The 13863-nt window shown below is 65.8% G+C and carries 18 protein-coding genes; 10 read left to right on the forward strand and 8 right to left on the reverse strand.

The genetic code is table 11. The annotated features are described in order from the left end of the window. Positions 1 to 2 precede the first annotated feature (2 nt). The 4 genes from H289_RS0120070 to H289_RS0120085 are packed head-to-tail and all read left to right on the forward strand — an operon-like array spanning position 3 to position 3540. On the forward strand, positions 3 to 1214 hold the full coding sequence (locus H289_RS0120070; protein WP_020102611.1) for a metal-dependent hydrolase family protein: 1212 nt from the start codon (positions 3 to 5) through the stop codon (positions 1212 to 1214). Further along, on the forward strand, positions 1201 to 1617 hold the full coding sequence (locus H289_RS0120075; RefSeq protein WP_020102612.1) for a nuclear transport factor 2 family protein: 417 nt from the start codon (positions 1201 to 1203) through the stop codon (positions 1615 to 1617). Before H289_RS0120070 ends, H289_RS0120075 begins: the two co-directional genes overlap by 14 nt. Continuing rightward, a complete protein-coding gene (locus H289_RS0120080) occupies positions 1614 to 2729 on the forward strand; it encodes an acyl-CoA dehydrogenase family protein (protein ID WP_020102613.1) in 1116 nt (371 codons plus the stop codon). The genes H289_RS0120075 and H289_RS0120080 overlap by 4 nt, the downstream gene beginning before the upstream one ends. 1 nt (position 2730) lies before the next feature. Continuing rightward, complete coding sequence (locus H289_RS0120085; protein ID WP_020102614.1) at positions 2731 to 3540, forward strand: acyl-CoA dehydrogenase family protein; 810 nt, start codon at positions 2731 to 2733, stop codon at positions 3538 to 3540. 148 nt (positions 3541 to 3688) lie between these two features. On the opposite strand, the gene H289_RS0120090 is transcribed toward H289_RS0120085, so the two are convergent. After that, positions 3689 to 4861 (reverse strand): acyl-CoA dehydrogenase family protein, encoded by a 1173-nt coding sequence (locus H289_RS0120090; protein WP_020102615.1) that lies wholly within the window; start codon positions 4859 to 4861, stop codon positions 3689 to 3691. 161 nt (positions 4862 to 5022) lie between these two features. On the opposite strand from H289_RS0120090, the gene H289_RS0120095 reads away from it, so the two are divergent. The 4 genes from H289_RS0120095 (at position 5023) to H289_RS33110 (ending at position 7876) form a co-directional block, all read left to right on the forward strand. After that, positions 5023 to 5679, forward strand: a complete 657-nt coding sequence (locus tag H289_RS0120095) for a TetR/AcrR family transcriptional regulator (RefSeq protein WP_029105489.1) — start codon at positions 5023 to 5025, stop codon at positions 5677 to 5679. 43 nt (positions 5680 to 5722) lie between these two features. Then, positions 5723 to 6523 carry an acyl-CoA thioesterase gene (locus H289_RS0120100; protein WP_020102617.1) on the forward strand — a complete coding sequence of 267 codons (801 nt, stop codon included), beginning with the start codon at positions 5723 to 5725 and terminating at the stop codon, positions 6521 to 6523. Between the two features lie 54 nt (positions 6524 to 6577). Then, complete coding sequence (locus tag H289_RS0120105) at positions 6578 to 7423, forward strand: mycofactocin-coupled SDR family oxidoreductase (protein WP_020102618.1); 846 nt, start codon at positions 6578 to 6580, stop codon at positions 7421 to 7423. 276 nt (positions 7424 to 7699) lie between these two features. Then, complete coding sequence (locus H289_RS33110) at positions 7700 to 7876, forward strand: hypothetical protein (protein ID WP_155944186.1); 177 nt, start codon at positions 7700 to 7702, stop codon at positions 7874 to 7876. Here H289_RS33110 and H289_RS0120120 read toward each other — a convergent pair. Genes H289_RS0120120 through H289_RS0120140 form a run of 5 tightly spaced genes read right to left on the reverse strand, consistent with a single transcriptional unit; the run spans position 7873 to position 10600 of the window. Continuing rightward, positions 7873 to 8364: a nuclear transport factor 2 family protein gene (locus H289_RS0120120; RefSeq protein WP_020102619.1), complete on the reverse strand. Its 492-nt coding sequence runs from the start codon at positions 8362 to 8364 to the stop codon at positions 7873 to 7875. The genes H289_RS33110 and H289_RS0120120 overlap by 4 nt on opposite strands. A 4-nt stretch (positions 8365 to 8368) precedes the next feature. Then, positions 8369 to 8638, reverse strand: a complete 270-nt coding sequence (locus H289_RS0120125) for a cytochrome C oxidase subunit IV family protein (protein ID WP_020102620.1) — start codon at positions 8636 to 8638, stop codon at positions 8369 to 8371. 1 nt (position 8639) lies between these two features. Beyond that, complete coding sequence (locus H289_RS0120130; protein WP_020102621.1) at positions 8640 to 9227, reverse strand: cytochrome c oxidase subunit 3; 588 nt, start codon at positions 9225 to 9227, stop codon at positions 8640 to 8642. Positions 9228 to 9230: 3 nt separating this feature from the next. After that, entirely contained in the window at positions 9231 to 9968 is a 738-nt protein-coding gene (locus tag H289_RS0120135; protein ID WP_020102622.1) for a hypothetical protein, read from the reverse strand. Further along, on the reverse strand, positions 9965 to 10600 hold the full coding sequence (locus H289_RS0120140; protein WP_020102623.1) for a hypothetical protein: 636 nt from the start codon (positions 10598 to 10600) through the stop codon (positions 9965 to 9967). The genes H289_RS0120135 and H289_RS0120140 overlap by 4 nt, the downstream gene beginning before the upstream one ends. Positions 10601 to 10757: 157 nt before the next feature. On the opposite strand from H289_RS0120140, the gene H289_RS0120145 reads away from it, so the two are divergent. Beyond that, positions 10758 to 11318: a TetR/AcrR family transcriptional regulator gene (locus H289_RS0120145; RefSeq protein ID WP_020102624.1), complete on the forward strand. Its 561-nt coding sequence runs from the start codon at positions 10758 to 10760 to the stop codon at positions 11316 to 11318. On the opposite strand, the gene meaB is transcribed toward H289_RS0120145, so the two are convergent. Continuing rightward, a complete protein-coding gene (gene meaB / locus H289_RS0120150) occupies positions 11315 to 12184 on the reverse strand; it encodes a methylmalonyl Co-A mutase-associated GTPase MeaB (protein ID WP_029105491.1) in 870 nt (289 codons plus the stop codon). The genes H289_RS0120145 and meaB overlap by 4 nt on opposite strands. A gap of 86 nt (positions 12185 to 12270) precedes the next feature. Here meaB and H289_RS0120155 point away from each other — a divergent pair, with 86 nt between their 5' ends. Beyond that, complete coding sequence (locus tag H289_RS0120155) at positions 12271 to 13035, forward strand: SDR family NAD(P)-dependent oxidoreductase (RefSeq protein WP_020102626.1); 765 nt, start codon at positions 12271 to 12273, stop codon at positions 13033 to 13035. A gap of 63 nt (positions 13036 to 13098) precedes the next feature. Here H289_RS0120155 and H289_RS0120160 read toward each other — a convergent pair whose 3' ends face one another. Then, a complete protein-coding gene (locus tag H289_RS0120160) occupies positions 13099 to 13863 on the reverse strand; it encodes an enoyl-CoA hydratase/isomerase family protein (RefSeq protein ID WP_029105492.1) in 765 nt (254 codons plus the stop codon).

Here is a 13863-nt window from a genome sequence, read left to right on the forward strand (position 1 = left end):
CGGTGCTCACGCTGAAAGCCGCTGGGCTGCTTGACGTCGACGCCGGGGAGATCGTGCGCCCCGGCATCGTCCGCGTCGACGGTGACCGGATCGTGGGAGTGGGTGGTCCGGTCGACGGCGAGGTGATCGATCTCGGCGATGCGATCCTGCTGCCCGGTTTGATGGACATGGAGGTCAACCTCCTGATGGGCGGCCGGGGCGAAAACCCCGGCCTGTCCCAGGTTCAGGACGATCCGCCGACGCGCGTGCTGCGCGCCGTCGGCAACGCCCGCCGGACCTTGCGCGCGGGATTCACCACGGTGCGCAATCTCGGCTTGTTCGTCAAGACGGGCGGGTACCTGCTCGACGTCGCCCTGGGCAGGGCGATCGACGCCGGGTGGATCGACGGGCCGCGGATCGTCCCGGCCGGTCACGCCATCACCCCGACCGGCGGCCACCTGGACCCGACGATGTTCGCGGCGTTCGCTCCCAACACACTGGAACTGACCATCGAGGAGGGCATCGCGAACGGCGTCGACGAGATCCGTAAGGCGGTCCGCTATCAGATCAAGCACGGGGCCCAGTTGATCAAGGTCTGCTGTTCGGGCGGCGTCATGTCGATGACCGGTCCGCCTGGGGCACAGCACTATTCGGACGAAGAGTTGCGGGCGATCGTCGACGAGGCACACCGGCGAGGGCTGCGCGTCGCCGCGCACACGCACGGCGCCGAAGCGGTGATGCACGCAGTCGACGCCGGCATCGACTGCATCGAGCACGGCTTCCTGATCGACGACGAGGCCATCGCCTCGATGGTCGAGCACGGCACCTTCCTGGTCAGCACCCGGCGCCTGGCCGACGCGATGGACGTCTCGCACGCTCCGCCGGAACTGCAGGCCAAGGCGGCCGAGATGTTCCCCATCGCCCGCAAGTCGATCCTGGCCGCGTACGAAGCCGGGGTGAAGGTAGCGGTCGGCACCGATGCACCGGCCATCCCGCACGGCAAGAACGCCGACGAACTCGTCACCCTGGTCGAGTTGGGCCTGCCGCCGCTCGCGGTGTTGCGGGGTGCCACCACCACGGCGGCCGAGCTGCTCAACGTCACCGACCGCGGGCGCATCGCCGAAGGACTGCTGGCCGACATCATCGCCGTGCCCTCGGATCCGTTGGCCGACATCAGCGTTACGCAACACGTCAGCTTCGTGATGAAAGGGGGAAAGGTCTATGTCAACAACTGACGAAATCGTCGCGATACAGCAGCTCCTCGCCAAGTACGCAGTCACCATCACCCAGGGCGACATCGACGGTCTCGTGTCGGTGTTCACGCCCGACGGCACCTACAGTGCGTTCGGCGACACCTACCCGCTGGACCGGTTTCCCGAACTGGTGGACGCGGCGCCCAAGGGCCTGTTCATGACGGGCACCGCACTCGTCGACCTCGATGGCGACAGCGCGACCGGAACCCAGCCACTGTGCTTCGTCGAGCATTCCAGCCACGACATGCGGATCGGCTACTACCGCGACACCTACGTCCGTACCGACGACGGCTGGCGATTGCGCACCAGGGCAATGACTTTCATCCGGCGCAGTGGCGACCACGACTCCGGCAAGCCGCACGCAGTGGGTCGCCCCCGCCCGTGATCTCCGACGTCTCCGAATTCCGCGCTCGCCTCACGGCCTGGCTCGACGAAAACGATCTGACCCCAGGACCCGACCACTCGCTCGAGGGGCACCTACGCCAGTTCGCGCGTGTGCAGAAGGCGCTGTATGACGCCGCCTGGAGCCGCTACGGCTGGCCCGAGCACGCCGGTGGGCTCGGTGGTCCGGCGATGCTGCGGGCCGTCGTCGGCGAGGAGGTCGTCGGCCGGCGGCTGGCCGAGCCCGGGCCGTACTCGATGCTCGAAGTACTGGCGCCGACGATGATCGACTACGCGTCACCCGAGTTGGCCGCCGAGATGGTGCCCAAACTGCTCAGCGGCGAAGAACAATGGTGCCAAGGGTTTTCCGAGCCCGGCTCGGGGAGCGACCTGGCGTCGTTGACCACCCGCGCCGTCCAGCACGGCGACAAATGGATCATCAACGGGCAGAAGGTGTGGACGAGCTTCGCGCAGTATTCGCACCGCTGCATCCTGCTGACCCGCACCGGCGACGCCGACACTCCGAATCACCAAGCCATCACCGCGTTCTTCATCGACATGGACTCCCCCGGCATCACGGTGCGGCCGCTGCGCACCATGCACGACATCGACGAGTTCTGCGAGGTGTACTTCGACGACGTCGAGGTCGATGCGAGCCGGATGCTGGGCAAGCCCGGTGACGGTTGGCAGCTCGCGATGGACCTGCTCCCCTACGAACGCTCGACCTGCTTCTGGCAGCGCATCGCCTACCTGTACTCGCGATTCGACGCGTTGATCCACGAGGTCCGCAACGAGGGACAGCCCGTGGATGCGGATCTGGGCGAGGTCTTTCTGGCTCTACATACACTGCGCTGTCGCTCCCGCGCTACCCAGCTCCGACTGGCCGAGGGCCACAAGTTGGGGCCGGACACCTCGATCGACAAAGTGTTGCTGGCCAGTGCCGAACAACGGCTCTACGACGCGGCGCGTGATCTGCTACCCGGCGTCATCGAACTCGATGAAACCCCCTGGCGCACCGAATATCTGTACTCGCGCGCGGCCACGATCTACGGCGGCACCGCCGAAGTGCAGCGCAACATCATCGCCCGCCGACTGCTCGATCTCGGGAGGGAGTGACATGTCCACCCACCTTGACGCCGACTCGCTCGCGCTGCTGGAAGAAACGCTGCGCAAGACGATGTTGACCTGCTCGGGTCCGGAGTTGGACTCGGCACTCACCGAGCTCGGTTGGGCCGAGATGCTCTCCGACATGGCCGACGTAGCGGTACCGCTGATGTTTCGCCTCCTCGGCGAGACCGGCTCGCACGCATCGGTTCTCATGGATGTGGTGCTGCACGCCACCGGCAACACCATCGGTGACACGGTGGAATTGCCGCTGCCGTACACCGGCAACACGTGGGTGGTGTGGGACCGAAGCGCCAAGAGCGTCGATTCGACGCTGGGCGGACTGCCCCTGCGACGCGAGGACGAGGGCTATCCCATTCGGGTCGCCGAAGCCCGCATCGCCGTGGGTTGGTGGCTCGTCGGCGCGGCCCGGGCCATGCTGTCGCTGGCCCGCCAACATGCATTGGACCGGGTGCAGTTCGGTCGGCCCCTCGCGGGGTTCCAGGCGGTCCGGCACCGGCTCGCCGAGACCCTCGTCGCCATCGAGGGCGCCGAAGCGACTCTGGCCCTGCCGATTTCCGACAGTCCCGACCTCGTCGCGCTACTCGCGAAGGCCGCCGCGGGCAAGACAGCGCTGACCGCGGCCAAGAACTGTCAGCAGGTTCTTGCCGGCATCGGTTTCACCGCGGAACACGATTTTCACCACCACATGAAGCGGGTGCTGGTTCTCGACGGATTACTCGGCAGCTCACGGGAACTCACCAAGAAGGCCGGCGGCGGCCTGCGGGCCCGGGGCTCGGCACCGCGGCTGGCGCAGCTGTAGCGATCACCTCGGGTGGCCCATGCTGGGCATCTGACTAGCAATTGCCTTGTGCGCGTTGATCGTGCACTGACGCTGAATTTGTTCGAGTAGTCGTCTGCGTAGACGCACGCTCAATCGCAAGCGCCGCAGGATCAACGTCGCCCGGCGGTCACCTCGGCAGGCCGAGCACCCGCTGGGCGATGATGTTGCGCTGGATTTCCGAGGTGCCGCCGGCGATGGTGCCGGCGAAGCTGCGGACGTAGCGGTCGAACCAGCTGCCAGCATGCGGGTCGAGATTCAGTGGCACATAGGGCGACGACATGGCGGGATGGCTGAGCGCGTCGGCGCCGGCGATGTCCATCGCGAGCTCGGACGCGGTCTGCACCGCCTCGGAGCCAAGGAGTTTCAGCACTGACATCCTCGCCACGTCCTCCTCACCCCGTGCGGCGCGCGCCAGCGCGGCAGAACCGAGCAGCCGCAACGACTGGTTGTCCATGACCAATGTGGCCAACCGGGACCGGTCGCGCTCGGTCGTCGGTTCGAGATCCGCGACGAGGTCCGTCAGGCGGTCGGCGAACGACATCCACAACATCGTGCGCTCGTGGCCCAGAGAGCCGTTGGCGACCCGCCAGCCCTCGTTCAGCGGCCCGAGAAGGTTCTCGACAGGAACCCGCGCGTCGGTGAAGAACACTTCGTTGAAGTCCAGATCGTCGACGTCACATGCCGAGGCGAAGGGCCGCCGCACGACGCCCGGGGTGTCGGTCGGCACCAGCAGCACGCTGATGCCCTTGTGCTTGGGTGCGTCGGGGTCGGTGCGGACGAAGGCCAGGATGACGTCGGCGTCGTGAGCGCCGGAGGTCCAGACCTTCTGCCCGTTGAGCACGAAATGGTCCCCGTCGCGGACCGCACGCGTGGACAGGGACGCGAGATCGGATCCCGCACCGGGTTCGCTCATGCCCAGCGCTGCCGTCTTCTCGGCGCGCAGAATCGGCACGGCCCAACGGTGCTGCTGATCCGGTGTACCGAACGTCAACAGCGACGCCGCGATGATGCCGACACCCTGCGGATTGAAGCTGTGGTGTATCCGGCGCCTGGACATCTCCTCCTGATGTACGTACTGCTTCAGCAGTGTGGCGTTGCGCCCACCGAACTCCGGCGGATTCCCCGGCAGCAGCCAGCCGTTGTCGAACAACAGGCACTGCCAGCGACGCGCCCAGTCCGGGATGTGCGCGGTCGACCGCGGCCGCTCGATCGACTCGGCTTCCGGGGGCAGATGCGTGTCGAGGAAGTCGACGAACTCCGCCCGAAATGCCTCGACTTCCGCGTCGAACGTCAGCTGCATCTCGACAAACCCTTCCGGCAATCCCCGCAGGAGAATACCATTCTCGTCATGGGACAGTTACAATCTCTGACACGGAGTATGAGAAGGCCCGTGGCGAACAACTACCAGGCCCTTCTCAGGTACAGTTCATGCATGTTCTCCGCTGATGACATGGGTGCATGATGACCAGCCCGACAGAAGATCCGGCCTGGAAGCAACGCGCGGTCGAGCGCTCCATCAAGACCGCGAAACTGCGCGCCGCCCAACGCGTCCAACGATTCCTGGACGCAGCCCAGTCGATCATCATCGAAAAGGGCAGCACGGACTTCACCGTCCAGGAGGTCGTCGACCGCTCGCGTCAGTCCCTGCGGAGCTTCTACCTGCAATTCGACGGCAAGCATGAACTGCTGCTGGCGCTGTTCGAAGACGCCTTGAGCCGGTCGGCCGACCAGATCCGGGCCGCCACCGAAGGCGAGACAGATCCGCTGCAGCGTCTGAAGATCGCCATCGAACTGCTCTACGAACTGTGCCGGCCCGACCCCGCGGCCAAGCGACCGTTGTTCACCGACTTCGCGCCCCGACTCCTGGTCACTCACCCGGCCGAGGTGAAGATCGCCCACGCACCACTGTTGGCGCTCCTCACCGAACTGATGGAAAGCGCCAGCGCCGCAGGCGAATTGCGCTCGACGGTCAATCCGCGACGCATGGCCGCGATGGCCATGCAGACGGTCATGTTCATCGCGCAGTCCAGTGGCGGAGCCGACGAAGCGACCGCCCATCCCATCACCACCGACGAGGTCTGGGACTTCCTCGCGAACGGTTTTGCCGCACAAAAGTGAGAATAGGGTTCTCGCTTTCAAGAATTTGACTTACACTGCATAGGTGCCCGACCTGTGGACCGATCTTCTCGATTGCCTGAATCTGGCTCCGCGGTCGTCTGACGACGACGACCTGTTCGAGGGGCGTAACCAGACGCTGGAGTACCACCGGGTTTTCGGCGGACAGATCCTCGGGCAGTTCGTCCGCGCGGCCTGCCTGTCCACACCCGACAAGGCGATCAAATCGATCCACGCGGTGTTCCCCCGTGAAGGCCGCGCCGACGAGCCGATCACCTACGCGGTGACGCGCCACCACGAGGGCCGCTCGTTCGCGACGCTGTCGATCGCGGCCACGCAGAGCAAGGGCGCGATCGCGACAGCGTCGATCTCGATGCACGCCGTCGAAGACGGCCACGATCAGCAGTTCATCGACACCGTGCCAACGGTTCTCGGCCCCGAGCACGAGGCTCGGATTGATTTGATCCCGTGGGACACCCGCTCTGCCGACAGCCTCGACACGACCGCGGTCGGGCCGGCCGAGTACGCGCTATGGATGCGCACCCCAGCCGTTGACTCGGAGCTCGCCCCGGCACTCGCCGCGTACGCGACCGACCTGACGTTGATCGGCACTGCGATCCGTCCGCTGGACGGACTGAGCCAGCGCGGCAACGGCACCGCATTCACCTCGGCGGTGACCTCACACACGCTGTGGTTCCACCGGCTGTTCCGGACCGACGACTGGCTGCTGCTGCGCCAGCACAGCCCGCTGGCGGCGCACGGCCGGTGCTTCGGCCGCGGCGACATTCTCACCGCCGAGGGCGCACTGGTTGCCTCCTATGCGCAAGAAGCTCTCCTCCGGCTCTAGCGCCGGACCCCAGATCCCTGAACATCCACTGCTAGTGAGGAATTGAGGCATCACATGACCGGAAGAGTCGAAGGCAAGGTCGCGTTCATCACCGGGGCGGCCCGCGGGCAGGGCCGCAGCCACGCGGTCCGGTTGGCCCAGGAGGGCGCCGACATCATCGCGATCGACATCTGTGCGCCGATCCGCCCCGGCGAGGAGACCGCGATCCCGGCGTCCACGCCCGAGGACCTCGCTGAGACCGCTGACCTGGTGAAGGGCCTCAACCGGCGAATCGTGACCGCCGAAGTCGACGTCCGCGACGCCGCTGCCCTCAAGTCCGCCGTCGACAGCGGCGTGGAACAGCTCGGCCGGCTGGACATCATCGTGGCCAACGCAGGCATCGGTAACGGCGGCAACCTGCTGCATGAGACCAACCAGCTCGACTGGGACGAGATGATCGACATCAACCTCACCGGTGTCTGGAAATCCGTGAAAGCTGCTGTGCCACATATCATCGCCGGGGGCCGCGGCGGTTCCATCATCCTCACCAGCTCGGTCGGTGGTCTGAAGTCCTACCCGATGATCGGCAACTACGTTGCCGCCAAGCACGGTGTGGTCGGCCTGATGCGCTCCTTCGGCGTCGAGCTGGCCCAGCACAACATCCGGGTCAACTCGGTGCACCCGACCCATGTCAGCACCGACATGATCATGAACGAGGGCACCTGGAAGATGTTCCGGCCCGACCTGGAGAACCCCGGCCCAGACGACATGGCGCCCATCTGCCAGATGTTCCACACCATGCCGGTGCCCTGGATCGACGCCATCGATGTCAGTAATGCCGTCCTGTTCCTCGCCTCCGACGAGGCGCGATACATCACCGGTGTCACGCTGCCGATCGACCTCGGTGGCTGCCTGAAGTAGCGGGGCGCGCACCCGGATTCCGGACAATGACGTCCGACGCCGTACTGATCACCGGCGCATTCGGCCTGGTGGGGCAATAGACCGTCCTGCGGATGGCGGCGTCGGGCCGTCCGGTGGTGGCGACCAGTCGGGATTCGAAAGCGAATCGCAAAGTGGCACGGCGATTCCCGAACAACGTCGCGGTCTACTGGTCCGACCTGACCGACACCGACAGCACCCGACAGATGATCGCGGGCGCAGAAAGCCCTTGATTTCCAGCCTATTTCGTGGGATCAAATGATTGCCGACTACCGCCGTGAGGTGGGCGTGGCGCGCTATCCGATGCGGTTGGCGGCACCACTGGCCCGCGCGTTCATGAAGCACAACGACGCGTTTCGCGGCCGGCCCGGCCGATACACCGACCCGTGGGGAGCCATCAGGGAGAAATGGGGCGAACCGATGGCCGACGGCTAGCGCCCGCGCAATCGCCGGGCCGCGGCGTCACGCACGCGGGGCGGAATCCGCACCGAGAAAACAGCATTGAACACGTCTTCGCGCAGCCGGGTGAGAGTGGACGTCTTGATCCGCCACTGCCCGCCGGCCTTCTCGTAGGTTTCGTGGTAGTGGCCGTAGCCCCGCAGGTTCACCCCTGGAGCAAGCCGCACGACATCGTTCAGCGCCCACACCCCCATAGCGGTGGACGGCGACGTCAGTGTTATCTCCGGTGCGTGCACTTGGTGGACGGTCGGTTGCGATGGCTTACCCAACGTCCGGCGCAGGAATGCCACGAATTCATCTGCACCGCTGATGATCTCGCCGCCCGCCCGGCTGGTGTCACTGACGAAGTCGTCGGTGAAGAGGTCCCGCCAGGCCTCCCAGTCCTTGGTGTCGAGCAGCCGGCAGTACCGGGCTTTGAGTTGCTTGATGGCCTCGACGTCGGCCCATGCCCCGGGGTCGGTCATGCGATCACCAGACATAGATCACCACGATCGCACCGAACAGCACCACAAGCCAGCCGTCTGTGGCCAACTGCAACCATCGTGGCGCGGTTCGCACCTCCATGAACTCCCGGATGATCAGGCGGGACTTGATCAGCCCGAGCGCGAGTACCGCGACGGTGATACCCACGCTCGCGGTCACCGGCCCGGTGTGGTGAGCGGGCGCCAGGAACCACGACACCACGGTGATCGCCGACAGTCCGGCCCAGACGGCGGTGGTACGTGCGCCAGCAGTCATGTCACCTCATCACATAGAGCAGCGCGAAGATGACGACCCAGAGCAGGTCGACCATGTGCCAGTAGGTCGCTCCCGTCTCGACATGTGCAACCCGCTTGCCGTTGCGCAGCTCGGCATAGGCGACGCCGAGAAATACCAGGCCGATGGCGACGTGGAACAGGTGCACGCCGGTGAGCATGTAGTAGTACATGAAGAAGTTGTTGCTCGGAAAGGTATGGCCCTGAGCGCTTTTGGCGGCCCACTCATAAGCCTTGACGACCATGAACAGCACGCCGCACAGCCCGCCGCCGATGGTCAGCTTGCGCGCGCGGTCGAATTCGCCACCGCGAGTCAGCTGCACCGCACGGGCCACGAACCACGAACTGGCCAGCAGCACCAAGGTGTTGACCACACCGATGTTCAGGCTCAGGTGCCGCTGCGACTCGATGAACAGGTCCCGTTCCTGGTGGCGGGAGATCATGAAGATGACAAAGTAGCTGCCGAAGATCACGAAGTCGCCCAGGACGAACACCCAGAGGTCCTTGTCGGCCGGCAGCTGCCGTTTGGGCCTCGTCATCGAATCGGCCGCAGGCGTGGAAGTTTCCGTCATCGTTCAGTCCTGGACCTGCTCGCCGGGCGACTGATTCTTGATCGCCACATACAGCAGCCGGATCATGCAGAACTCCCACACCACGAAGATCACCGTGCCGAGATAGAAGCTGATGGACCCGTTCCACGCCAACGGTCCGGACCGGAAGACGAACACCGGGCCGGCGAGCAGTTCCGTCACGATCATCCAGATCGACATGTAGGCAAGCCATTTCGGCAGAATGGCGTTGCGGTCGAGGAATATCGCCAGCGCCAGCACCATGTTCTGGGTGCAGAAGCACCCCAGTGAGCCGACGAACGACAGCAGGCACCAGTCGTACAGCATCACCATGATCTGTGGATCCCGGTCGGGCCGCAACGCAGCCGCCACGAATGCGAATGCCGGGATCAGGCAGCCTGGCAGTCCGCCGACCACCAGGGCGCCGATGTAGGCGTAGGCGAAGACGGGGCTGACCGACATCCGTTTGATCTGTTGCGCGATGAGCCCGTTCGCAATGCTGGCGAAGCCGATGAAGAACATCAGCAGCGCGAACCCGATCCGGATGGTCAGCGAGTGGTCGACGAAGAACTGCACGATCTGCGCCGGCGTGATGTCGGGCCGCGGCGGTGGCATCACCCGCGTCAGCACCACGAAGATGAGCCCGAAGATGTTGTAGAACACCGGGATCGTCCACCACGTGATCCACTGGTCGACCTTCGGCTTGTGCGTCCAGGCCGGGGCGTCTGCGAGGCCGACCGTCATGACTCCCTCGCCTGGGCACTGATCGCCGACCGCACCACCACGAACATGACGGCGAGATACAGGCAGAAGGCGCCCAGTCGCAGCCAGAACGACACGATGCCGTTCCAGGCCAGCGGCCCGTCGGTGAAGACCACCGCACACACCGCGGGCGTCATCGCCGCCGCGGTGACCACGCTGAAACCGGCGACCCACCGCGGGAAGATCGGCGCCGGCCGGCGGTCCAGATGAACCGCCAGCGCCAGACAGAGATTCATGACGACGACGGCCCCGACCGGTGCGGTGAAAACGAGCCAGGCCATGTCGTTGAGAAGCAGGACCAGGTGAGGATCCCGACCCGGTCGGTAGGCCGCGATGAGCCAGAAGACGTCGGCAATGGCGAACAGCGTTGCGCCCGTGGCGGCCGCACCCAGGTAGCTGTACGCCAAGACGTGACTCGGCAACGACATTCGCTTGATCTGCACGGCGATCGTCATGAAGAACGGGATCAGCATGATGGCGCACAGGTTGAACGTCACCATCGAGAACCGGATCGACGCGGTGTGCTGTGCGTAGAAGTCCGCGACCTGTACCGCGGTCATGCTGGGTGGCATCGGCGGCCAGAAACCCGGAAAGGCCACGAACGCCAGTGCCATGATCGCGCCGAAAACCGGTACCAGCCACAGGCTTATCCATTGGGGTCGCAAGTCCACAGGGGACTCCCTCCATCCGCCGATTCGGTTGCCGATCGGCTACTTCCGCACGGTAGCCGATCGGCAACCTAGCGGTCAATACTCAGCTAGGCTTTGGCGCGTGGGGAGATTCAGCGAGATCACGCGCAGCGCCGCACAGACCCGGGTGCTCGATGCCGCGCTGACCCTGATCGCGGCGCACGGCGTCAGTGGCACATCGCTGCAGATGATCGCCGACGCGATGGGCGTGACGAAGGCGGCCGTCTACAAGCAGTTCAAGACCAAAGAAGAGATCGTCGTCGCGATCACTGAGCGCGAACTCGGCAAGCTGGAGGATGCGCTCGACGCCGCCGAGGCCACCGGCCAGGCGGCTGCAGCCCGGGAAGTATTGCTGGGCAGGGTGATCGACCTCGCCATCGATCGTCGCGGCGCGGTGAACGTGCTGCAATTTGATCCCGTCATCATCCGACTACAGGCCGAACACGAGCCGTTTCAGCGGTTCGTCGAGCGGTTGTACGGCGCACTGCTGGGCACCGAGGACGGTGTCGCGGCCAGGCTGCACGCGGCGATGTTGTCGAGCGCGATCAGCGTGGCGGTGATGCACCCCTTGGTCGCCGATATCGACGACGACACCCTGCGTACGCAACTCCTGGAGATGACGCGCCGAATGCTCGGCCTCTAGGGTTCGCGGGCGAACAATCGCTCGGCGGCCGAGTAGGGGTCGTCATCACCGCTCGCGACCGCTTCGGCGAGCCGATCGAGGTCGGGATGGGCCCGCAGCCGGGTGAGCGCCAGCGACAGGATCTGTGCACGGGCACGCGCGGCGCGGTGGGCCGCATCGTCGGCCCGGTGATGCGCGTCGATCGCGTCGATCAACTCGGACAGTCCTTCACCCTGCGCGGCAACGAGTTTGAGGATCGGCACGGCGGTCTCGCCACGCAGATCACGGACCGTCTGGTCGGCGCCGTCCCGGTCGGCCTTGTTCACGACGACGATGTCGGCGACTTCGAGCAGACCGGCCTTCGCGGCCTGCACCGCGTCACCGGCGCCGGGGTTGAGGATCACGATCGTCGGGTCGGCGATCGCGGCGACCTCGACCTCCGACTGCCCGACGCCGACCGTTTCGAGCACGATCAGGTCATACGCCAGCGCCGCCAACACTCTGATGGCGGCCGGCACCGCGGCGGCCAGGCCACCGAGGTGGCCGCGCGTGGCCACCGACCGGATCAGCACGTCGGGATCGTTGATGTGCGCGGCCATCCGGATCCGGTCGCCGAGCAGCGCGCCGCCGCTGTACGGCGACGACGGGTCGACGGCCAGCACCGCCACCCGCATCCCGCGCGCACGGTAGGCCCCGACGAGCACGCCGACCGTCGTGGACTTTCCGGCACCGGGCGGCCCCGTCACCCCCAGCACCCTGGGCGGCCGCGAGCCGCCGAGGGCGTCGAGAACCTCAGTCCGGCGCGGACTCTCGACAAGGCTCAGCAGTCGACCGATCGCGCGGAGAGAACCGCTGCGGGCCGCCGCGATGAGCTCGTCGATCGTCATCATCCGCACTCTATCCGACCCACCCCCTTGATTGAGAATGTTATTCTCCAATGAAGAGAGCATTCCTTGCACGAAGGGTAGGCGGTATGGAGATCAGTGGCAGCTCGGCCATCGTCGTCGGCGGTACCGGCGGGCTCGGCGAAGCAACAGTGCGGCGCCTCGTCACCGCGGGCGCGAAAGTCGTGGTCGCCGATGTCGCCGACGACAAGGGCAAAGCCCTGCAGGACGAGCTGGGTATTCGCTACGTCCACACCGACGCCACCTCCGAGGAATCTGTGCAAGCCGCCATCGCCGAGGCCGAATCGCTTGGACCGCTACGGATTTCGGTGGACACGCACGGCGGTCCGGCCGCCGGCGGACGGCTGATCGGCAAGGATGGCTCGCCGCTGGGACTCGACGGCTTCGAGACAACCATCAAGTTCTATCTGACGGCTGTGTTCAACGTGATGCGCCTCGCGGCAGCCGCCATCGCCAAGACCGACCCGCTCGAGGAAGGCGCCCGCGGCGTCATCATCAACACCGCGTCGATCGCCGGCATGGAAGGCCAGATCGGCCAGCTCCCCTACTCCGCGGCCAAGGGCGGCGTACTCGGGATGACGCTGGTCGCCGCCCGCGACCTGTCACCGCTGGGCATCCGGGTCGTCAGCATCGCACCGGGCACCATCAACACCCCGGCCTACGGTCAGGCGGCCGACCAACTGGAGAAGTACTGGGCCCCGCAGATCCCGTTCCCCAAGCGCATGGGCCGCTCGACGGAGTACGCGCAACTGGCCCAGAGCATCATCGAAAACGACTACCTCAACGGCGAAGTCATCCGTCTCGACGGCGCCCTGCGCTTCCCGCCGCGCTGACCGGCCACCCGGTACGAAAGTGGGGGTCACTCCGACGGCGTGACCCCCACTTTCGTATCGCGACTATCCCTTGGCGATCAGTCCGTCGACGATCTTGTTGAAGTCGGCGGTGCCGAAAGACACGTACTCCGCGAGGTTCGCGTAGTCCAGCGACGCCATCACCGAACGCTCCAGCTGGATGTTCATCAGACGCTTGGTGGCCTCGACGGCCTGCTTGGGCAACTCCGCGAGCTGTTTGGCGCACGCGATGGCTTCGGCCAACGGGTCGGCGACGACATGATTCGCCAGACCGAGCTCGAGGGCGCGGGCCGCCTTGATCCGCACACCTGTCAACGCAAACTCCTTGGCCTGCAACAGGCTTATCTGCGACCCCCAGACCAGCGGACCACCGTCGGCCGCAACCAGACCGATCTGCACGTGCGGGTCAGCGAAGAACGCATTTTCGGCCATGTAGACGATGTCCGACAGCGCGGCCAAGCTGCACCCGAGACCGACTGCCGGCCCGTTCACGGCGGCAACGACCGGGATGCGGCAGCGGACCATACCGATGACGAGGTCGCGGCCGTGCTTGATGGTCTTCTGCCGCAAGGCTTCATCGTGGCGCAGCTCGTCGAGATAGTTGAAGTCGCCACCCGCGGAGAAGGCCCGGCCGGCTCCGGTGATCACCGCCGCCCGGGCGTCGGCGTCCTCGTTGAGTGACTCCCAGATGCTCGCCAGACCGACGTGCAGCGGGTCGTTGACGGCGTTGAGCTCCTCCGGGCGGTTCAGCGTGATGATCCGCAGCGGGCCGTCGGCCGTTACGTCGATTTCCGTTGGCATGCCGTACAA

Source organism: Mycobacterium sp. 360MFTsu5.1 (assembly GCF_000383495.1).
In the GTDB taxonomy this organism is placed as follows: Bacteria; Actinomycetota; Actinomycetes; order Mycobacteriales; family Mycobacteriaceae; genus Mycobacterium; species Mycobacterium mucogenicum_B.